This is a genomic window from Micromonospora echinofusca (genome assembly GCF_900091445.1).
Taxonomy (GTDB): Bacteria; Actinomycetota; Actinomycetes; order Mycobacteriales; family Micromonosporaceae; genus Micromonospora; species Micromonospora echinofusca.
The window spans coordinates 5,795,115-5,809,997 of record NZ_LT607733.1; the positions used below are offsets into that span (position 1 = coordinate 5,795,115).

Here is a 14,883-nt window from a genome sequence, read left to right on the forward strand (position 1 = left end):
GCCGCCCCCACCGGACGCGGGAGCGGCCCTGTGTCGTCGTGCGGCCCGACGACGACCGGTCGGGACGGCTCGGCGGGAGGATCAGGCGGCGCTGGCGGCCGGCTCCGGCGCGTCGACCGTACGGGCGGGCACGGCGGCCACCGTCCGCACCTCACCGGCGGTCAGCCGGTACGACATGCCGACCACGCCGCAGCGGCCGGCGGCCACCTCCGTGGCGAGGACGGCGGAACGGTCGAGCATCGCCTCGACGGTGTGCGCGATGTGGATGTCGACGATCCCGTCGATGTCCTCCACGCCCTCGGCGGCGGCCCGCCGCAGGCTGGGCACCACGGCGTCCACCACGGCGCAGAGGTGCCCGACCGGCGGGGCACCGGTGGCGTCCGCCGTACGCGCCGCCTGGACGGCCCCGCAGGAGTCGTGCCCGAGCACCACCACCAGGGGCGTGCCCAGGACGGTCACGGCGTACTCGACGCTGCCCAGCACCTCGGGGCCGATGGTGTGCCCGGCGGTGCGGACCACGAAGAGGTCACCCAGGCCACGATCGAAGATGATCTCGGCAGCGAGGCGGGAGTCGGAGCAGCCGACGATCACCGCGAAGGGGTGCTGCCCGTCGGCGACCGCGGTACGGTGCCCGGCGTCCTGGTTGGGGTGGCGCGGCGCGCCGGTCACGAACCGCCGGTTGCCGGCGTGCAGCTCGGCGAGCGCCTGCTCGGGACTCGCGGGGACGGCCGGCGCGGTGCTGGCGTCGGCCGGGGCGGTGCCCATGGTCGACACCGGCAGCGTCCGCTCCGGGCCCGGTTGAGTGCCTGGCGATCCGGGACGACTCATCCCAACACCTCGCTCCTGACGTGAACGGCCTGGTCACCCGGGCCGACGCTGGACGCGGGCTGCCACCACGGTCACACGCACCGCAAGGTACGTCAAGGTATGCGTGATATCCATTTCATATGTTTGTCGGCGCCTGGTACGCCGGCCGCCGGCCGCCCGCCGACCTGCGGTTCACGCGCAAGCGCGTCAGCCAGCGCGCGAGGGCGCACGGCAGGCGCGAGGAAAGGGCCATACGATGGCGGGCATGGCGACGACTGGGGAGAACGGGAGCACCCGCAACTGGACGTTCCTCACCAACCACGGGCACGTGCTGCTCGCCATCGCGCGCAACCCCACCGCCCGGCTCCGCGACGTCGCCGACGAGGTGGGTGTCACCGAACGGGCCGCCCAGGCGATCGTCGCCGACCTGGAGGCCGGCGGTTACCTCAACCGCACCCGGGTCGGCCGGCGCAACGAGTACACGCTCAACCCCGCCGGCCGGTTCCGGCACCCCGCCGAAGCGGACCGGCAGGTCGGCGCCCTGCTCGCCCTCTTCACCGACGAGCAGGAGCCGGTCGAGCCCGCCGAGGGCCCCTGACGGCGGCACCCACCCCGTCCGTCCCGACCGCCGGCCCCCCCGACCCGCGCCGCCCCCGCCGCGCTCCCGCCCATGCGGGACGCTCCGGTCCGGCGAGGCCGCCGTCCCGGTCCCGTGCCCCGGAGGCGGTGACGCGCGCCTGCGGCCCCCGGCGGTAATCTCACCGCGTGCGCGAGAGTTTCCGACCGGGCGGGACCGAGCGGGCCCGGCGACCCGGGCGCGGTGCCCGTGCGGTCCTGCGTGGAGCGGCCGCGGTCCTGCTCGGCACCGCCGTCGTCGTCCCGTCGCCCGCCTCGGCGGCCCTTCCCCGCTGTGGGCCCCCCGGCGTCGCGGCCCCCGCCGAGACGCCGTGGCCGCTGAAGCGACTCGAACCCTCGTCGGCCTGGCGGATCTCCCGGGGCGCCGGCGTCACGGTTGCGGTCATCGACTCCGGCGTCTCCGCCACCCATCCCGCGCTGAAGGGCCAGGTCAGGGTGGGCCGGGACTTCAACGGGCTGCCGCAGCAGGAGGGCCGCTGCGACCTGGCCGGGCACGGCACCATCGTCGCCGGCATCATCGCCGGGAAGGAGCGCGCCGGCACGTCGTTCAGCGGCATCGCGCCGCAGGCCAGGATCCTTCCGGTACGCGTCCTGCCCGACACCCGGACCACCGTCGACGAAGGGCTGCCGGGGCAGATCGCCACGGCGATCCGGTGGTCCGTGCAGAACGGCGCCGACGTCATCAACCTGTCGCTGGTGACCCTGGACCGCAAGGAACTCGCCGACGCCGTCCGCTACGCCCTCGACGAGGGGGTGGTCGTGGTCGCCGCCGCCGGCAACCGCCAGGAGAACCAGCAGGACATGCCCGCGTACCCGGCCGCCTACCCGGGCGTGATCGCGGTCGCCGGCGTGGACGAGGAGGGCGGCCACGTGGGCAGCTCGGTGAGCGGGGACTACGTCGACGTCGCGGCGCCCGGGCTGAACATCCTCGGTCCGGCTCCCGGGGGCGAGGGCTACCTGGCCGAGCCGCAGGGCGGCACCAGCTTCGCCGCCGCGTACGTCTCCGGGGTGGCCGCGCTCGTCCGGGCCGCCCACCCCGACCTCGGCCCGGAGCAGGTCGCCGACCGGCTGGTCCGGACGGCCGACAGCCCGCCCGAGGGGAAGAACGCCGAGGTCGGCCACGGGGTGGTGAATCCGTACCGGGCGGTGGCGAGCCTGCTCGGCAGCCGCATCGACCCGCCCGCCGGGGCGATGCCACCACCGCCCTCCACCGAGGATCCGCTCGCCTGGCAGGGCACCGTCGCGGTCTGGGTCGCCGCCGTGGGCGCGCTCGTCGCCGGGCTGCTGTTGTCCGTCAAGCCGATCCTGATCCGCGGGCGCCGCCGGGGCTGGCGCCCGGGCCGTCGCCCCTCCGGAGTGGACGCCACGACCGGCTGACGGCCCTTCCCACACCGCTGCGAGGGTGGGCCCAGGGCACGGCCTGCCTCATGAACCGTGACTGGCTGCGCCGGACCTCGGCGGCCGGCGGTGCAGTCCCCTCGGCTCGATACCACACGGGTATTTATATGCCGCGCAGGTATCAGCGTTCCGGCGGCAGTGGTTCCTCAACTCCACGCGCCTCCCACGTCTGCTGTCAGCCAGAACGCCGCCGGGACCGCGATCAGACCCGACACCCCGTGAGGCGTACGCCCCGCCACGCCCCTGGTCCCGGCGCACCTCGGGTGTCGGCGGGCGCCGCACGGCGCCCCGGACAGAGCGGAGCGCCGCCCACCGTGCGGTGGACGGCGCTCCGTCAGCGTCAGCGCAGGATGCCCGGCGTACCGCCGCCGTCGGCACCCCAGACGTCCTCGTCCTCCTCCAGCCAGGTGTTGCGCGCGGTCTCCTCGTCGCCGTAGCCGGCGCCACCCATACCGGCCATGCCACCGACACCCCGGGCCCCCGCGCCCTTGGCGCCGACACCGGCGGCACCCGCGCGCCCGCCGCCACGGCCGGCCCCGCCGGCCGCACCGCCGCCCATCATCGGACCCATGCCGCCCGCGCCCAGCTTGCCGCCGGCGCCGAGCTTGCCGCCGCCCCGGCCGCCGTTGCGTCCGGCGCCGGCCGCGCCCCCGCCCATCATCGGACCCATGTTGGGGCTCACCGGCCGGCCGAGCGAGCCGCCGCCCGGGATCACGCCCCCGCCGCCCAGGCCGCCGCCACCGGAGCCCAGCCCGCCACCGGCACCGAGCCCGGAGGTGCCGGGCAGGCCGCCGCCACCGGCACCGCCGAGGCCCGAGACGGGCGGGGCGCCGGCGCCGGCCAGCCCACTGCCGTAGTTCTCGCCGAGGCTGCCGGTGTTCGGCGGGTAGCCCCCGGTGCTCGGGGTGTAGCCGGTGCCCGGCGTGTAGCCGCCGCCGTTCAGGCCGGGGTGCGCGGTGGAGCCGACACCGACGCTCCCGGTCTCGGGCACGCCGGCCCCGCTGAGCGACGGCATGCCGCCACCCGGCATGCCGCCGGTCGAGGGCATTCCGCCCATACTGGGTGCGCCGCCAGGGCTGCCGGCGCCGGGGCCGCCGCCGAGGTCCGGCGTCTCCACGTTCGGAGTCCTGTCGAGGATCGGGGTGCTCTGGCCGGGCGTGCCCGAGTCGACGGTCACGTAGTCGCCGCTGACCTGGTTGTAGACCTTGGCCGCTTCCTCGGACTTGTCGTTGATCCAGTCGGCGAGCGAGGTGAGCGGGTCGAGCAGGCCCAGGAAGTCGGGCTTGACCTTCATCTCGAAGAGGCCCGTGTCGATCACGATCCGGCCGTTGCGTGCCTCCAGCACGTCGTTGACGCAGCTCGCGGGGATGGGGAAGTCGGCCTGCGCGGCACTGAGCTTGTCGGCGGCGGTCTTCAGCGACTGGACGATGCCGTTTTGCTTCTCGGCGTCGTCGACGACCCGTCCGGTGTCCGTGGCGATCTGCTTGATGTGAGTCTTGAAGGACTCGTACGCCGGGCCCTTCCACACCTCACCGAGATCGGCGACGTTCGTCTCCAGGCTCTCCTTGACGGAGTTCAGGTTCTTCAGCAGCTGCTCCCAGCCCAGCGCGGCGCTGGTGACGTCGCCCGGCCTGCCCGCGACGACGATCTGCTGGCACATCTCTTCCCAGCTCGGCATCCTGTCACCCTCCCGATCAGCCGTTGGATCCGTTGGTGGCGGCTTGGCTGAAGGCGCGCTCCATCTCGGCGGCGGACATGGCGTTCGCCTTCTCCGCCGTCTCGTAGTTCTCCTTGACCTCGCGCAGCGCGTTGGCGGCCTGGTAGAGGTCCTCGGCGAGCTTCCGGACGCTCTGCTGCGTGGCGGTGAAGAGGCTGCCGTGCTTGCGGGCCAGGTCGCCCGCCCGGTCGAAGGCGCCGAGCGGGCTCGTCGCCCCGCCGCCCACGCCGTTCATGCCGCTCGACGCCGCCGCGCCGCCCATCTTGTCCTGGATCTCGACCATCGTGTACGACTGCTTGTTGAGAAACGAGGCGTGCGACTCCAACCACTCGATGGCGCTGTCCAGGCTGGACGCGTCCCACTCCGTGTTGTCGCCGCTCTCGCCCGCCCCCGGCACCAGGCCGGAGGGCGTCTGCGCCCGGTTGACGTTGTCCATCGTGATGCCGCTGACGTGCACGGTGGGTGCCAGCGGGGTGATGGGCATGTAGGGGGTGTCCACCCGGATCTCGTCCGGCTGCTCCGTCCTGTCCACCCGTGGGCTCGTCCGGTCGTCCGTCATCGGTTCCTCCCCGTCGCCGACTGACAATCTGGCTTACTGCTGGTGCCCGCCGGGAGCCGGCGGAGGTGGGGGTGCCGTAGGCGCGGCGCCGGGCGGCGGCCAGGCCCCGGCCTGGGGTCCCGGCGGCGCACCGTACGGGTGGGGTCCGCCGGTGGGCGTCGGGCCGTACCCGGGCGGGGGCCCCGCCTGGGGCGGTGCGGGCATGCCCGGTGCTGCGCCATGCGGTGGGTAACCGGGCGGTGGGTAACCGGGCGGTGCGTGACCGGGCGGTGGGTAACCGGGCGGACCGGATCGGACGACGGCCGCCTTCCGTCGGGACCGGCGCACCAGCACGATCACGAGGATCAGCAGCGCGAGGGGCACGAGCAGGCAGAGCGCTCCCTGCACCAGCGCGCCGGTGTCCTTCTTCATGCTGATCGACACCGCCGGACCGTCGCCCTTCGACGGCGTCGCGGCACCCGCGGACGGGCCGGCACCCCCGGTGGCACCGGCGAGCAGTGGGTGCGCGTCCACCGCCGGCACGGACCGGGTCAGCGCGGCGAGCGGGTCGACCGCGCCGAAGCCGTACTGGTTGTCGCGGCCGGCCGGGCCCTTGTCGCGGGCGGTGCGGATCAACCGGTTCACCACGTTGGCCGCGTCCAGGTCCGGATACTTCGCGCGGACCAGCGCCGCCACCCCGGACATGATGGCGGCTGCGTCGCTGGTGCCGCTGCCGAGGCCGTAACCGTTGGGCGAGACGTACGTCGGCCGTGGCGAGATGATCTTCTCCATGGGCGCGGCGAGCACCGCCTCCGGCCCGCCGACGCTGTCGGCGAAGTGCCCGCCGTCCTTCGCCAGGCCGGTCACGGCGATGATGCCGGGAATGCTCGCCGGGCTGCCGACGCCCCGGGCACCCTGCTTCCGGTTGCCGGCGGAGGCGACCACGACGGCGTCCTTGTCCAGGGCGTACCGGACGGCCGCGACCTCCTCCGGGCTGGGCTGCGCGTCGGACCCGATGGACAGGTTGATCACGTCCGCGCCGGCGTCGGCCGCCCACCGGACGGCTTCCGCGACGTCTCCCGTGTCGAAGGGCCTGCCGAGCGCGACGGGCAGGATCCGCGCCTCGGGCGCGATGCCGAGGCACCGCATCACGCCGCCACCTCGCGACGCGATGATGCCCGCCATCGCCGTGCCGTGGGCCAACTCCCTGTCGTCGTCGCGCCGGCCGTCCGCTGCAGTCGCGGCGCCCACGCCCTTGCCCGGCAGGACCTGGCCGCGCAGGTCGGGAAGGCTCGCGTCGACACCGCTGTCGATGACCGCGACGGTGACGCCCTTGCCCTTGGTGAGCTTGTGGGCCTGCGGGATCTTCATCGTGTCGAGGTACCACTGAAGGCCGCGCACCGTGTCGGCGTGTGCCGGAGCAGGCGCGGCCAGTGGACCGGAACCGACGCCGACGACCACCGTCAGCGCCGCGACGGCCAGCCGGAGCTTGGACCGCGAAGGCTTGCCCGCACGCATGATTCTCCCAGGACCTATCGACGCACAACGCGACGCGGCTCCGGCCCGGTCGAACCGGACCGGAGCCGCGTCGGCGATTGTGTCAGTTCCACGCCTTGGCGTTGCTCATCTCGGTGCTGACGTAGTTCTCGCGGGCGATGCCCACCGCGCCACCGATGTCGTTCAGGATCTTGTTGATGTCCCGGACGGCGGCGTCCCACTGCGCCTGGTGCTGCTCGTAGGCGGCACGGTCCTCACCGTCCCACTGCAGCTTGGACAGCATCGAACGCAGCGTGTCCAGCTTCTCGTCGATGGTCCGCGAGATGGCCATCATCTGCTGGTTGCTGCTCTCGAGGACCGCGTAGTCGACCTTGATGCTCATGAGTTCCTCCCCTGCTCGTGTCGGCGGATCACGGGTTGAGTGCAGAGTGGAACTTGTCCAGCATCTGCTGCTGCTCTTCGTCGTTGACCTGGTGCGTCGTACCCGACTTGTCGAGCAGGTCGGCGATGTTGTCCATCGCCGTCAGCAGCTTGCCCGTGTCCTCGTTCCAGCGCTGCATGAGCGACTGGAAGCCGGTGGACGCCTGCCCCTTCCAGGCAATGGCCAGGTCGTCGACCACGTTCCACAGCTTCTTCAGCTCGCCGTCGACATCGCTGCGCGTGGAGCGCACGTCACCCGCGGCGGTATGCAGAGTCGCTGCTTCGACCTCGAACGCCATGCTTCACACCCTTCCGTCTTCTTGTGGCGGCGCAGTCGCCGCGTCCTCCCCCGCCGCAAGGCAATCACCCCACCGACGGACACTCAGCCAAGACGGTAGCGGACGCCGTCCAATATGCGCAGCCCTGCCCCAGCCAGCCGCTCGACGGCCGCGTCCCCTAGGAGGAACGGGAGTACGAGCGGACGTGCATCACCAGGCCCCCCACGAAGATGACGATCAGCATCACTACCGTGGCCCACTGCAGTCCGTCGTCCGCGACGGAGCCGAGAGCCACCGCGAACGCGGCCGCGCTACTGAGCACAACGATCTCCGCCACCCGCCGGACCGGACGCGAGCCGGTCACCTGCGCGACCAGCCCGAGCACGACGAAGACCGGCAGGGCGACCAGTGCGTACACGAACAGGACCGTCTGCCACGCCACGGCGCCGCCCACCTTTCGTCCGGCCGCTCAGGCCGTGTAGAACCCCGAATCCTGCACCCAGTCGATCTTGATGTCCTTGATGTCGGGATCGGGCCCCGAGGCGAAGCCCGGCCTGGACTCGGCGGTGAACTGGTGCACCTCGGCCCCCCGGAACGAGCTCGCGATGGTGGAGAGCGCCGACCCGATGTCCTGGAAGACGAGCGCGATGATCGCCATGCTGGCGGTCAGGCCGGCCACCCCGATCGCGTTCGCCAGCGGGATGGTGGGCGGGAACGCCTGGAGCGCCACCGCCGCGATCACCGCGATCAGGATCGTCGTCAACACGGCGACCAGCGCGTCGATCACGGAGTTGTAGTGGTCCTGGAGGCCCTGCAACGCGTCCTTGTTGGCGTTGAGCGCCTCGGCGAGAGCCGCGACCTCCATGTTGAGCTGCTGCACGAACGTGTCGAACGCCGCGCGGTCCTCGAAGTTCCACTCCTCGGCGGACGGCGGCACGCTCTCCATCGCCTTGCCGAACTGGTCCCCGCCGAGATAGGCGGCCGCGTCGCCCCAGTTCTTGACGGCCTTGGAGATCTCGTCGTTGTCGAAGGACTCGAGGTGGACGATGGCGGCGATGAGGATGCCGGCACCGGCCAGCCACATCCAGTTGGCGCGGGCCGCCCCGGCCAGCGTACGCACCGGCGCGGTCTGCGCCGCGACACTGTGCGTCCCCACCACCGAGCCCGAGGAATTGGCGATCAGGATCTCCGGCATCAGCGCCTCCCTGCGTCCTGCGCCCGCGAGGTCACTTGACCACCCAGGGCTGGTCCGACTTCTCCCAGTTGCTTGCGGTCTGCTGAAGGTTGTCGGCCGCCTTCTGCAGGTGCTCGACGCCCTTGCTCAGGTTGTCGACGTGCTCGTCGATCACCGCGTTGTGCCTGCCCACGGCGCCGATGCCCAGGATGGTCATGGACAAGCTGGAGAGCTTGACCTCGTCCAGCTTCTCCTTCGCGTTGCGCAGGAACGCCTTCGGGCCGTCCTCGGCGGCGAGCTTCTTCGAGGCATCCCTGATCGCGCCGACGTCGACCGTGTTCGCCACTGTCCTCCCCCTTCGTCGTCAGCCGCGCAGCCGGCGCAGCGGGTCGTTGATGTCCACCCCGAACTGACGGAACCACTCCTCGGGGGTCACCTTCCCCGCCTCGGCCCGCCGGATCAGGTCCGCGCCGCCGACCATCTCCTCCACCAGCTCGCGCTGCCGCTCGGCGTGCGCGGCGTAGGCGGCGTCGATCGCCGCCTGGAGCGACTCGACCAGCGTGAAGCTGTCCAGCCGCATGGCCCGGGGGTTGATCTCGATGTCGCCGACCTTCATGTCACCGTCGACGGTGACCTGGACCAGGCCGTCCGGGCTCTCCCCGACGACCCGCAGCTCGGCGCGCTGCCGCTGGAAGTCCGCGAGCCGGCGCTGCTGCTCCTGCGCCTGCTGCAGGAGACCCTGCAGGCCGGCCACTCCCGCGCCGCCGGGCGTCCACGATGTGCTCAAAACGGTCCCTCTCGTCGACTGCGACGCTCGTGCCGCAGGTTACCGGATGCCGTCACACCGGGGCGGTCCCGCCGACCGCCGCATCGGCGGGAGACCTCAGACCGGCTCCGCCCAGGCGGTCTGGATGAGCTGCTGGCCGTCGCGCCGGCGCACCAGCGTGCCCCGGCCCGGCGGCTGCGGGCTCGGCCGCAGCGTACCGAAGACCGCACCCTCCTCCCGGTTGCCCGACATCAGCAGGCCGGGCTGGTCCAGTTCGCGCAGGCGTTGCAGGACCGGCTCGTAGAGCGCCCGGGCCACGCCACCCACGCGCCGGGTGATGATCAGGTGGAGGCCGATGTCGCGGGCCTGGGGCAGCAGCTCGTGCAGGGCGCTGAGCGGGTTGTTGCCGCCCGAGGCGACCAGGTCGTAGTCGTCGACCAGGATGTAGAGGTCCGGCCCCTTCCACCAGCTGCGGTCGCGCAGCTGCGCGGTGGTGACGTCCGGGCCGGGCAGCCGGTTGGACAGGGCGCTGCGGATCGAGGCCAACCCCTGCGCGAAGACCTGGTTCGACGGCGCGTAGTCGAGCAGGTGGTCCCCCTCGACCGCGCCGAGCAGGCCGCGCCGGTAGTCGGCGATGACCAGCCGGGCCTGCGCCGGGCTGTAGCGCTCCGTGATGCCCCGCGCGATCAGCCGCAGCAGGTTCGTCTTGCCGCACTCGGCGTCGCCGAAGACCGTCAGGTGCGGCTCGTTGACGAGGTCGAGGTAGACCGGCGCCAGCGCCGACTCGTTGACGCCGATCGGCAGGCCCGGCGCCGAGCGGTCGACGACCCGGGCCAACTCGCCGAGGGGCAGCCGGCGCGGCAGCAGCCGGACCTTGGGTGCCGGCTGGCCCTTCCACGCCTCGGCGACGTGCCGGGACAGGGCGATGGACGCCTCGGTCAGGTCGTCGATGTCGCGCCGACCGTCGATCCGGGAGATGGCCGTGAGGAAGTGCAGCTTGTCGCGGGTCAGACCGCGTCCGGGCGAGCCGGTCGGGACGTTCGCCGCGGCCCGCCGGTCGATCTCCGACTCGTTGGGATCGCCGAGGCGCAGCTCCAGCTTCGTGCCGAGCAGGTCCCGCATGTTGATCCGGATCTCCGCCCACCGCACGGCGGTCAGCACCACGTGCACACCGAAGCCCAGGCCACGGTTGGCCAGGGTGGTGATGGTCTGCTCCAGCTCCTCGTACTCCTGGCGCAGGGTGTTCCAGCCGTCGACGACGAGGAAGACGTCGCCGAACGGGTCGTCGGCGAACTCCCCGGCCGCCCGGCGCCGGCGGTAGCTGGCCACCGAGTCGATGCCGTGCTGGGCGAACCGGTTCTCCCGCTCGTCCAGGACGGCCACCACCTCGGCCACCGTGCGGCGTACCGCCTCGGTGTCCCGCCGCCCGGCCACGCCGGCCGTGTGCGGCAGCCCGTCCAGGCTGCGCAGCGCGCCGCCACCGAAGTCGAGGCAGAAGAACTGCACCTCGCGCGGGGTGTGGGTGAGCGCGAGGGAGGCGAGCATGGAGCGCAGCATGGTGCTCTTGCCGCTGAGCGAGGCACCGACGATCACCACGTTGCCGCCGGCGCCGGCCAGGTCCACCAGCATCGGGTCACGGCGCTGCTCGTACGGTCGGTCCACGATGCCCACCGGAGCGGCCAGCCGCCCGCGCCCTACCCAGGAGGCGGTGCAGAGGCCGAACCTCGCATCGACGCTCAGCGGCGGCAGCAGCTCGCCGAGGCCCGGCGGCTCCGCCAGCGGCGGCAGCCAGACCTGGTGCGCCGGGCGGCCCCGCCCCTTGAGCCGGTCGATGAGCACGTCCAGCATCGCCACGACCTTGCCGTCGGCGGGCTGCTCCGGCTCGGGCGCGTCCGGCACCGGCATGGTCGGGTTCTGCAGGGGTACGAAGTCCACCCCGTACCGCACGATCCGGCGCTGCACCAGCGCCCGCGACGACGCGGCGGCCTGCCCCGGGGCGCGGTACGGCCCGGACACGTACGCGGCCCGGAACCGCAGCATGGTGCTGGTGTCGGTCTTCAGGTAGCCGTGGCCGGGGGCGTTGGGCAGCTCGTACGCGTCCGGCACGCCGAGCACGATCCGGCTCTCCACCGCCGAGAAGGTACGCAGACCGATCCGGTACGACAGGTGGGTGTCCAGGCCGCGCAGCTTGCCCTCCTCCAGCCGCTGGCTGGCCAGCAGCAGGTGCACGCCGAGCGACCGGCCCAGCCGGCCGATCATCACGAAGAGGTCGATGAAGTCGGGCTTCGCGGCGAGCAGCTCGCTGAACTCGTCACAGATGATCAGCAGGCTGGGCATCGGGTCCAGCGGCTCGCCGGCCGCCCGGGCCTTCTCGTAGTCGTATCGGGAGACGTAGTTGCCGGCGGCCCGCAGCACCTCCTGGCGGCGGGTCATCTCGCCGGCCAGCGCGTCCTTCATGCGGTCGACCAGCGTCAGCTCGTCGGCCAGGTTGGTGATCACCGCGCTGGTGTGCGGCAGCGCGTCCAGCGAGGCGAAGGTGGCACCGCCCTTGAAGTCGACCAGGACGAAGTTGAGCTCTTCTGAGGAGTGCGTCACCGCCAGCGCGCCGACGATCGTACGCAGCAGCTCGCTCTTGCCGGAGCCGGTCGCGCCGATGATCAGGCCGTGCGGGCCCATGCCCTCGTGCGCGGACTCCTTGAAGTCCAGCTCGACCACGTTGCCGTCCGGCCCGACGCCGAGCGGGATGCGCAGCCGGTCGCGGTGGCTGCGCGGGCGCCAGGTCTGCTGCACGTCGACGGCGGCGGCGTCGCCGACGCCGAGCAGGTCCGGCAGCTCCATGCTCTTGGCCAGCGGCTCCTCCGACGTGGTCTGCTGCTGCGACAGCCGGAAGGGGGCGATCTGCCGGGCCAGCCCCTCGGCGGCGGCCTCGGTGAGCCGGTCCGGCCGGCCGAGCCGCGACGAGGAGGTGCCCCGGACGAGTTCGAGGGCGCTGCCGTCGCCGACGTCGAGGCAGAGCAGCCAGCGGCCGGCGTCGCGGGGCACGGTGCCGGACAGGTCGATCACGGTCGCGCCGAGCAGCCCCGGCCCCATGAGCTGGCACGCCGCCGAGACCTCGCCGCCGTCGATCACCACGACCAGGTGCGGAGCGGTGGTCAGCGGCTTCGCCTCGGGGGCGAAGCGGGGCCGGCCGGCCAGCTCACCGGCGAGCGCCTCCTCCGCCTCGGCGAGGCTCGCGAAGACCATCCGGCGGGCGCCCGCCGCGTCGGTCCGCGCGCCGTGGTGGTTGTGCGGCAGCCACTTGACCCAGTCCCAGGACGGCTGCCGGTCCGGTGCGGCGACGATCGCGACGACCATGTCGTCCGGGGCGTGGAAGGTGGTGAGCTGACCGAGCGCGGCCCGGGTCAGGTCGAGCACCGGCTCCCGGTCACCGCGCAGCACCACCCGGCTGAACGCCCGTACCGAGAGCGCGGTCGGCAGGTCCGGCACGCTCGAGTGGGCGCGTACGAAGCGACGCAGCGCGATGGCGCTCATCGGCTCCAGGTCCTCGACCGGCTTGGTCTCCGGCGGGACGATCTCCACGGCGAGGCGCTGTGGGCCGGTGGCGATGCGGGTCTCGCCGAAGTCGTCCTCGGTGATCCGCCGCTCCCACAGCCGCCGGGAGGCGGCGATGGACCAGAGCGCGTCCGGCTCCGGGTGCCGCCAGGCCATGGCCGCCCGCTGCTGCTCGGCGGCGCGCCGGGTGCGCTTGCGCATCTGGGCCAGGTAGCGCATGTAGTCGCGCCGGTCGGCGTTCAGCTCGGCCTTGTCGTTGTTGCCGTGGCTGAGCGATCCGAGCGCCATGCCTAGCATCGAGACGCCGAAGAGGCCGCCGGCGATGTAGGTCATCGTGCCGCCGCCCCGGCCGGCGTAGAGGAACGCCATGGCGCCCACGCCGCAGACCATCGGCAGGATCATCAGCAGCTGCCCCATCCCGCGCGGGGTCGGCTCGGGCAGCTCCGGAGGCGACTCCAGCAGCACCTCGCCTCGCGGCAGCGCTGGCCCCGGCTGACGCGGGAGCCGGCGGAACACCACCGTGCTCACGGCTGTCTCCTCCCAGAAGCGGCCCTGATGAAGTTCGGCGAGCGACCGGAGTCGTCGGGTGGGCATCGTACGTGCCCGCCATCGTAGGTAATCTCCCGTGGGCGTCAGGAACCCGTGCGTCGGCGTCGCCGGCCAGGGGTGATCGTAGAGAGCGCGAGGAGGCCACTGTGGCGACGAAGACGGCGACCGGCGGCCTGAGCCGGATCACCATCGTGGCGCCCCGCACCCGGATGGACCTCGCGCTGCCGTCGGACGTACCGCTCGCCGACCTGCTGCCGACCCTGCTCCGTTACGCGGGTGAGGACCTGGCCGACGAGGGGGTGCGGCACGGCGGCTGGAGCCTGGCCCGGCTCGGCGGTCAGCCGCTGGACGGCGGCCGGACCGCCACGCAGCTCGGCATCCGCGACGGCGAGGTGCTCTACTTCAACCCCCGCTCGGCCACCGCGCCGGAGATCGTCTTCGACGACGTGGTCGACGCCGTGGCCACCGCCACCAACCAGCGCCCGGGCGCCTGGCAGGTCGGCACGACCCGCTCCTTCGCGGTGCTCTTCGCCGCCGCGGCCCTGGGCGCCGGCGCGCTGGCGGCGCTGTTCACCGGTCCGCCGCACCTGCCGGGCGCGCTGGCCGCGTTGGTGGTCGCGGTCGCCCTGGTGGTCACCGCGGCCGTGTTGTCCCGCGCCGCCGCCGACAGCGCGACCGGGTCGGTGCTGGGCGTCGTCGGCCTGGCGTACGCGGGGGTCGGCGGTCTGCTGCTGCTCGCCGGCGACCGCCCGCTGACGGAGCTGGCGGCGCCGCACGTGCTCCTCGCCGCCACGGCGGTGGTGGTCTGCGCGGCGGTGGCCGCGCTGGCCGTCGGCGACCGGCTTCCGCTCTTCTTCGGCGCGGTCGCGGTCGGCGCCGCCACCGGCCTCGGCGCGCTGGTCAGCCTGGCCTTCGACACCGACGCGCCGGCCGCCGCCGCGGTGGTCGCCGCGATCGCGTTCGGCGCGGTGCCGGCGTTGCCGATGGCGGCGTACCGGCTGGCCCGGCTGCCGGTGCCGTCCATCCCGACCGGGCCCGACGACCTGAAGACCGACACCGAGTCGGTGGACGGCCGGCAGGTGCTCCAGCTCAGCGAGCGCGCCGACGAGTTCCTGACGGGCCTGCTCTGGACGGTGTCGCTGCTGGTGCTCGGCGCCCAGGTGGTGCTCGCGCTGCACGGCAGCCTGCCGGCGGTGCTGCTCTGCCTCGTGCTGGCCCTGCTGTCGCTGCTGCGGGCCCGGCCGTTCCTGGGCCGCGCCCAGCGCACCCCGGTCCTGTTCGCCGGCACCGCGGGGCTCGGCCTGACCGCCGCCGCCACGTTCGGCAACGGCTCGACCGCCGTACGCCTCGGCCTGATCCTGGGCGGCCTGGTGCTCGCGGCCGTGGTGAGCCTGATCTACGGGCTCACCGTGGCCGGCAAGCGGATCTCCCCGGTCTGGGGCCGGCTGCTCGACATCGTGGAGATCATGCTGATCATCGCGCTGATCCCGCTGGCCGTCTGGGTCGTCGGCCTCTACGGCTGGATCGTCAACCTCCGCCCCTGACCTGCCC

14 protein-coding genes are annotated in these 14,883 nt (G+C 73.1%); 3 read left to right on the forward strand and 11 right to left on the reverse strand.

What is annotated here, in order from left to right; genetic code table 11:
* Positions 1 to 81: 81 nt before the first annotated feature.
* Positions 82 to 828 carry a carbonic anhydrase gene (locus tag GA0070610_RS24830; RefSeq protein WP_089002276.1) on the reverse strand — a complete coding sequence of 249 codons (747 nt, stop codon included), beginning with the start codon at positions 826 to 828 and terminating at the stop codon, positions 82 to 84.
* Positions 829 to 1,063: 235 nt separating this feature from the next.
* Between GA0070610_RS24830 and GA0070610_RS24835 the strand changes: the two genes are divergently transcribed.
* Positions 1,064 to 1,405: a helix-turn-helix transcriptional regulator gene (locus GA0070610_RS24835; protein WP_089002277.1), complete on the forward strand. Its 342-nt coding sequence runs from the start codon at positions 1,064 to 1,066 to the stop codon at positions 1,403 to 1,405.
* 167 nt (positions 1,406 to 1,572) lie between these two features.
* Positions 1,573 to 2,820 (forward strand): type VII secretion-associated serine protease mycosin, encoded by a 1,248-nt coding sequence (gene mycP / locus GA0070610_RS24840; protein ID WP_231925802.1) that lies wholly within the window; start codon positions 1,573 to 1,575, stop codon positions 2,818 to 2,820.
* Between the two features lie 361 nt (positions 2,821 to 3,181).
* Here the strand turns inward: mycP and GA0070610_RS30710 are convergent, their stop codons facing one another.
* From GA0070610_RS30710 to eccCa, 10 genes are all read right to left on the reverse strand, one after another.
* On the reverse strand, positions 3,182 to 4,519 hold the full coding sequence (locus tag GA0070610_RS30710) for a WXG100 family type VII secretion target (protein ID WP_157747227.1): 1,338 nt from the start codon (positions 4,517 to 4,519) through the stop codon (positions 3,182 to 3,184).
* Positions 4,520 to 4,535: 16 nt separating this feature from the next.
* On the reverse strand, positions 4,536 to 5,117 hold the full coding sequence (locus GA0070610_RS24850; protein ID WP_231925803.1) for a hypothetical protein: 582 nt from the start codon (positions 5,115 to 5,117) through the stop codon (positions 4,536 to 4,538).
* Between the two features lie 33 nt (positions 5,118 to 5,150).
* Entirely contained in the window at positions 5,151 to 6,614 is a 1,464-nt protein-coding gene (locus GA0070610_RS24855) for a S8 family serine peptidase (protein WP_089002278.1), read from the reverse strand.
* An 82-nt stretch (positions 6,615 to 6,696) separates the two neighbouring features.
* On the reverse strand, positions 6,697 to 6,975 hold the full coding sequence (locus tag GA0070610_RS24860) for a WXG100 family type VII secretion target (protein ID WP_089002279.1): 279 nt from the start codon (positions 6,973 to 6,975) through the stop codon (positions 6,697 to 6,699).
* 28 nt (positions 6,976 to 7,003) lie between these two features.
* Positions 7,004 to 7,312, reverse strand: coding sequence for a WXG100 family type VII secretion target (locus GA0070610_RS24865; protein ID WP_089002280.1), 309 nt, complete (start codon positions 7,310 to 7,312; stop codon positions 7,004 to 7,006).
* 157 nt (positions 7,313 to 7,469) lie between these two features.
* Complete coding sequence (locus GA0070610_RS24870; protein WP_157747228.1) at positions 7,470 to 7,733, reverse strand: hypothetical protein; 264 nt, start codon at positions 7,731 to 7,733, stop codon at positions 7,470 to 7,472.
* A 27-nt stretch (positions 7,734 to 7,760) separates the two neighbouring features.
* Complete coding sequence (locus tag GA0070610_RS24875; RefSeq protein WP_172896589.1) at positions 7,761 to 8,486, reverse strand: hypothetical protein; 726 nt, start codon at positions 8,484 to 8,486, stop codon at positions 7,761 to 7,763.
* Between the two features lie 31 nt (positions 8,487 to 8,517).
* Complete coding sequence (locus GA0070610_RS24880; protein ID WP_089002283.1) at positions 8,518 to 8,811, reverse strand: hypothetical protein; 294 nt, start codon at positions 8,809 to 8,811, stop codon at positions 8,518 to 8,520.
* Positions 8,812 to 8,829: 18 nt separating this feature from the next.
* Positions 8,830 to 9,252: a YbaB/EbfC family nucleoid-associated protein gene (locus GA0070610_RS24885; protein WP_089002284.1), complete on the reverse strand. Its 423-nt coding sequence runs from the start codon at positions 9,250 to 9,252 to the stop codon at positions 8,830 to 8,832.
* Positions 9,253 to 9,348: 96 nt separating this feature from the next.
* Positions 9,349 to 13,311 (reverse strand): type VII secretion protein EccCa, encoded by a 3,963-nt coding sequence (gene eccCa / locus GA0070610_RS24890; protein WP_089002285.1) that lies wholly within the window; start codon positions 13,309 to 13,311, stop codon positions 9,349 to 9,351.
* 167 nt (positions 13,312 to 13,478) lie between these two features.
* Here eccCa and eccD point away from each other — a divergent pair, with 167 nt between their 5' ends.
* Positions 13,479 to 14,876 carry a type VII secretion integral membrane protein EccD gene (gene eccD, locus GA0070610_RS24895; RefSeq protein ID WP_089002286.1) on the forward strand — a complete coding sequence of 466 codons (1,398 nt, stop codon included), beginning with the start codon at positions 13,479 to 13,481 and terminating at the stop codon, positions 14,874 to 14,876.
* Positions 14,877 to 14,883 lie beyond the last annotated feature (7 nt).

Coding starts and splice junctions, on each gene's coding strand:
- GA0070610_RS24830 (WP_089002276.1), bottom strand. CDS start 828: ATGAGTCGTCCCGGATCGCCAGGCACTCAACCGGGCCCGGAGCGGACG.
- GA0070610_RS24835 (WP_089002277.1), top strand. CDS start 1,064: ATGGCGGGCATGGCGACGACTGGGGAGAACGGGAGCACCCGCAACTGG.
- GA0070610_RS30710 (WP_157747227.1), bottom strand. CDS start 4,519: ATGCCGAGCTGGGAAGAGATGTGCCAGCAGATCGTCGTCGCGGGCAGG.
- GA0070610_RS24850 (WP_231925803.1), bottom strand. CDS start 5,117: ATGACGGACGACCGGACGAGCCCACGGGTGGACAGGACGGAGCAGCCG.
- GA0070610_RS24855 (WP_089002278.1), bottom strand. CDS start 6,614: ATGCGTGCGGGCAAGCCTTCGCGGTCCAAGCTCCGGCTGGCCGTCGCG.
- GA0070610_RS24860 (WP_089002279.1), bottom strand. CDS start 6,975: ATGAGCATCAAGGTCGACTACGCGGTCCTCGAGAGCAGCAACCAGCAG.
- GA0070610_RS24865 (WP_089002280.1), bottom strand. CDS start 7,312: ATGGCGTTCGAGGTCGAAGCAGCGACTCTGCATACCGCCGCGGGTGAC.
- GA0070610_RS24875 (WP_172896589.1), bottom strand. CDS start 8,486: ATGCCGGAGATCCTGATCGCCAATTCCTCGGGCTCGGTGGTGGGGACG.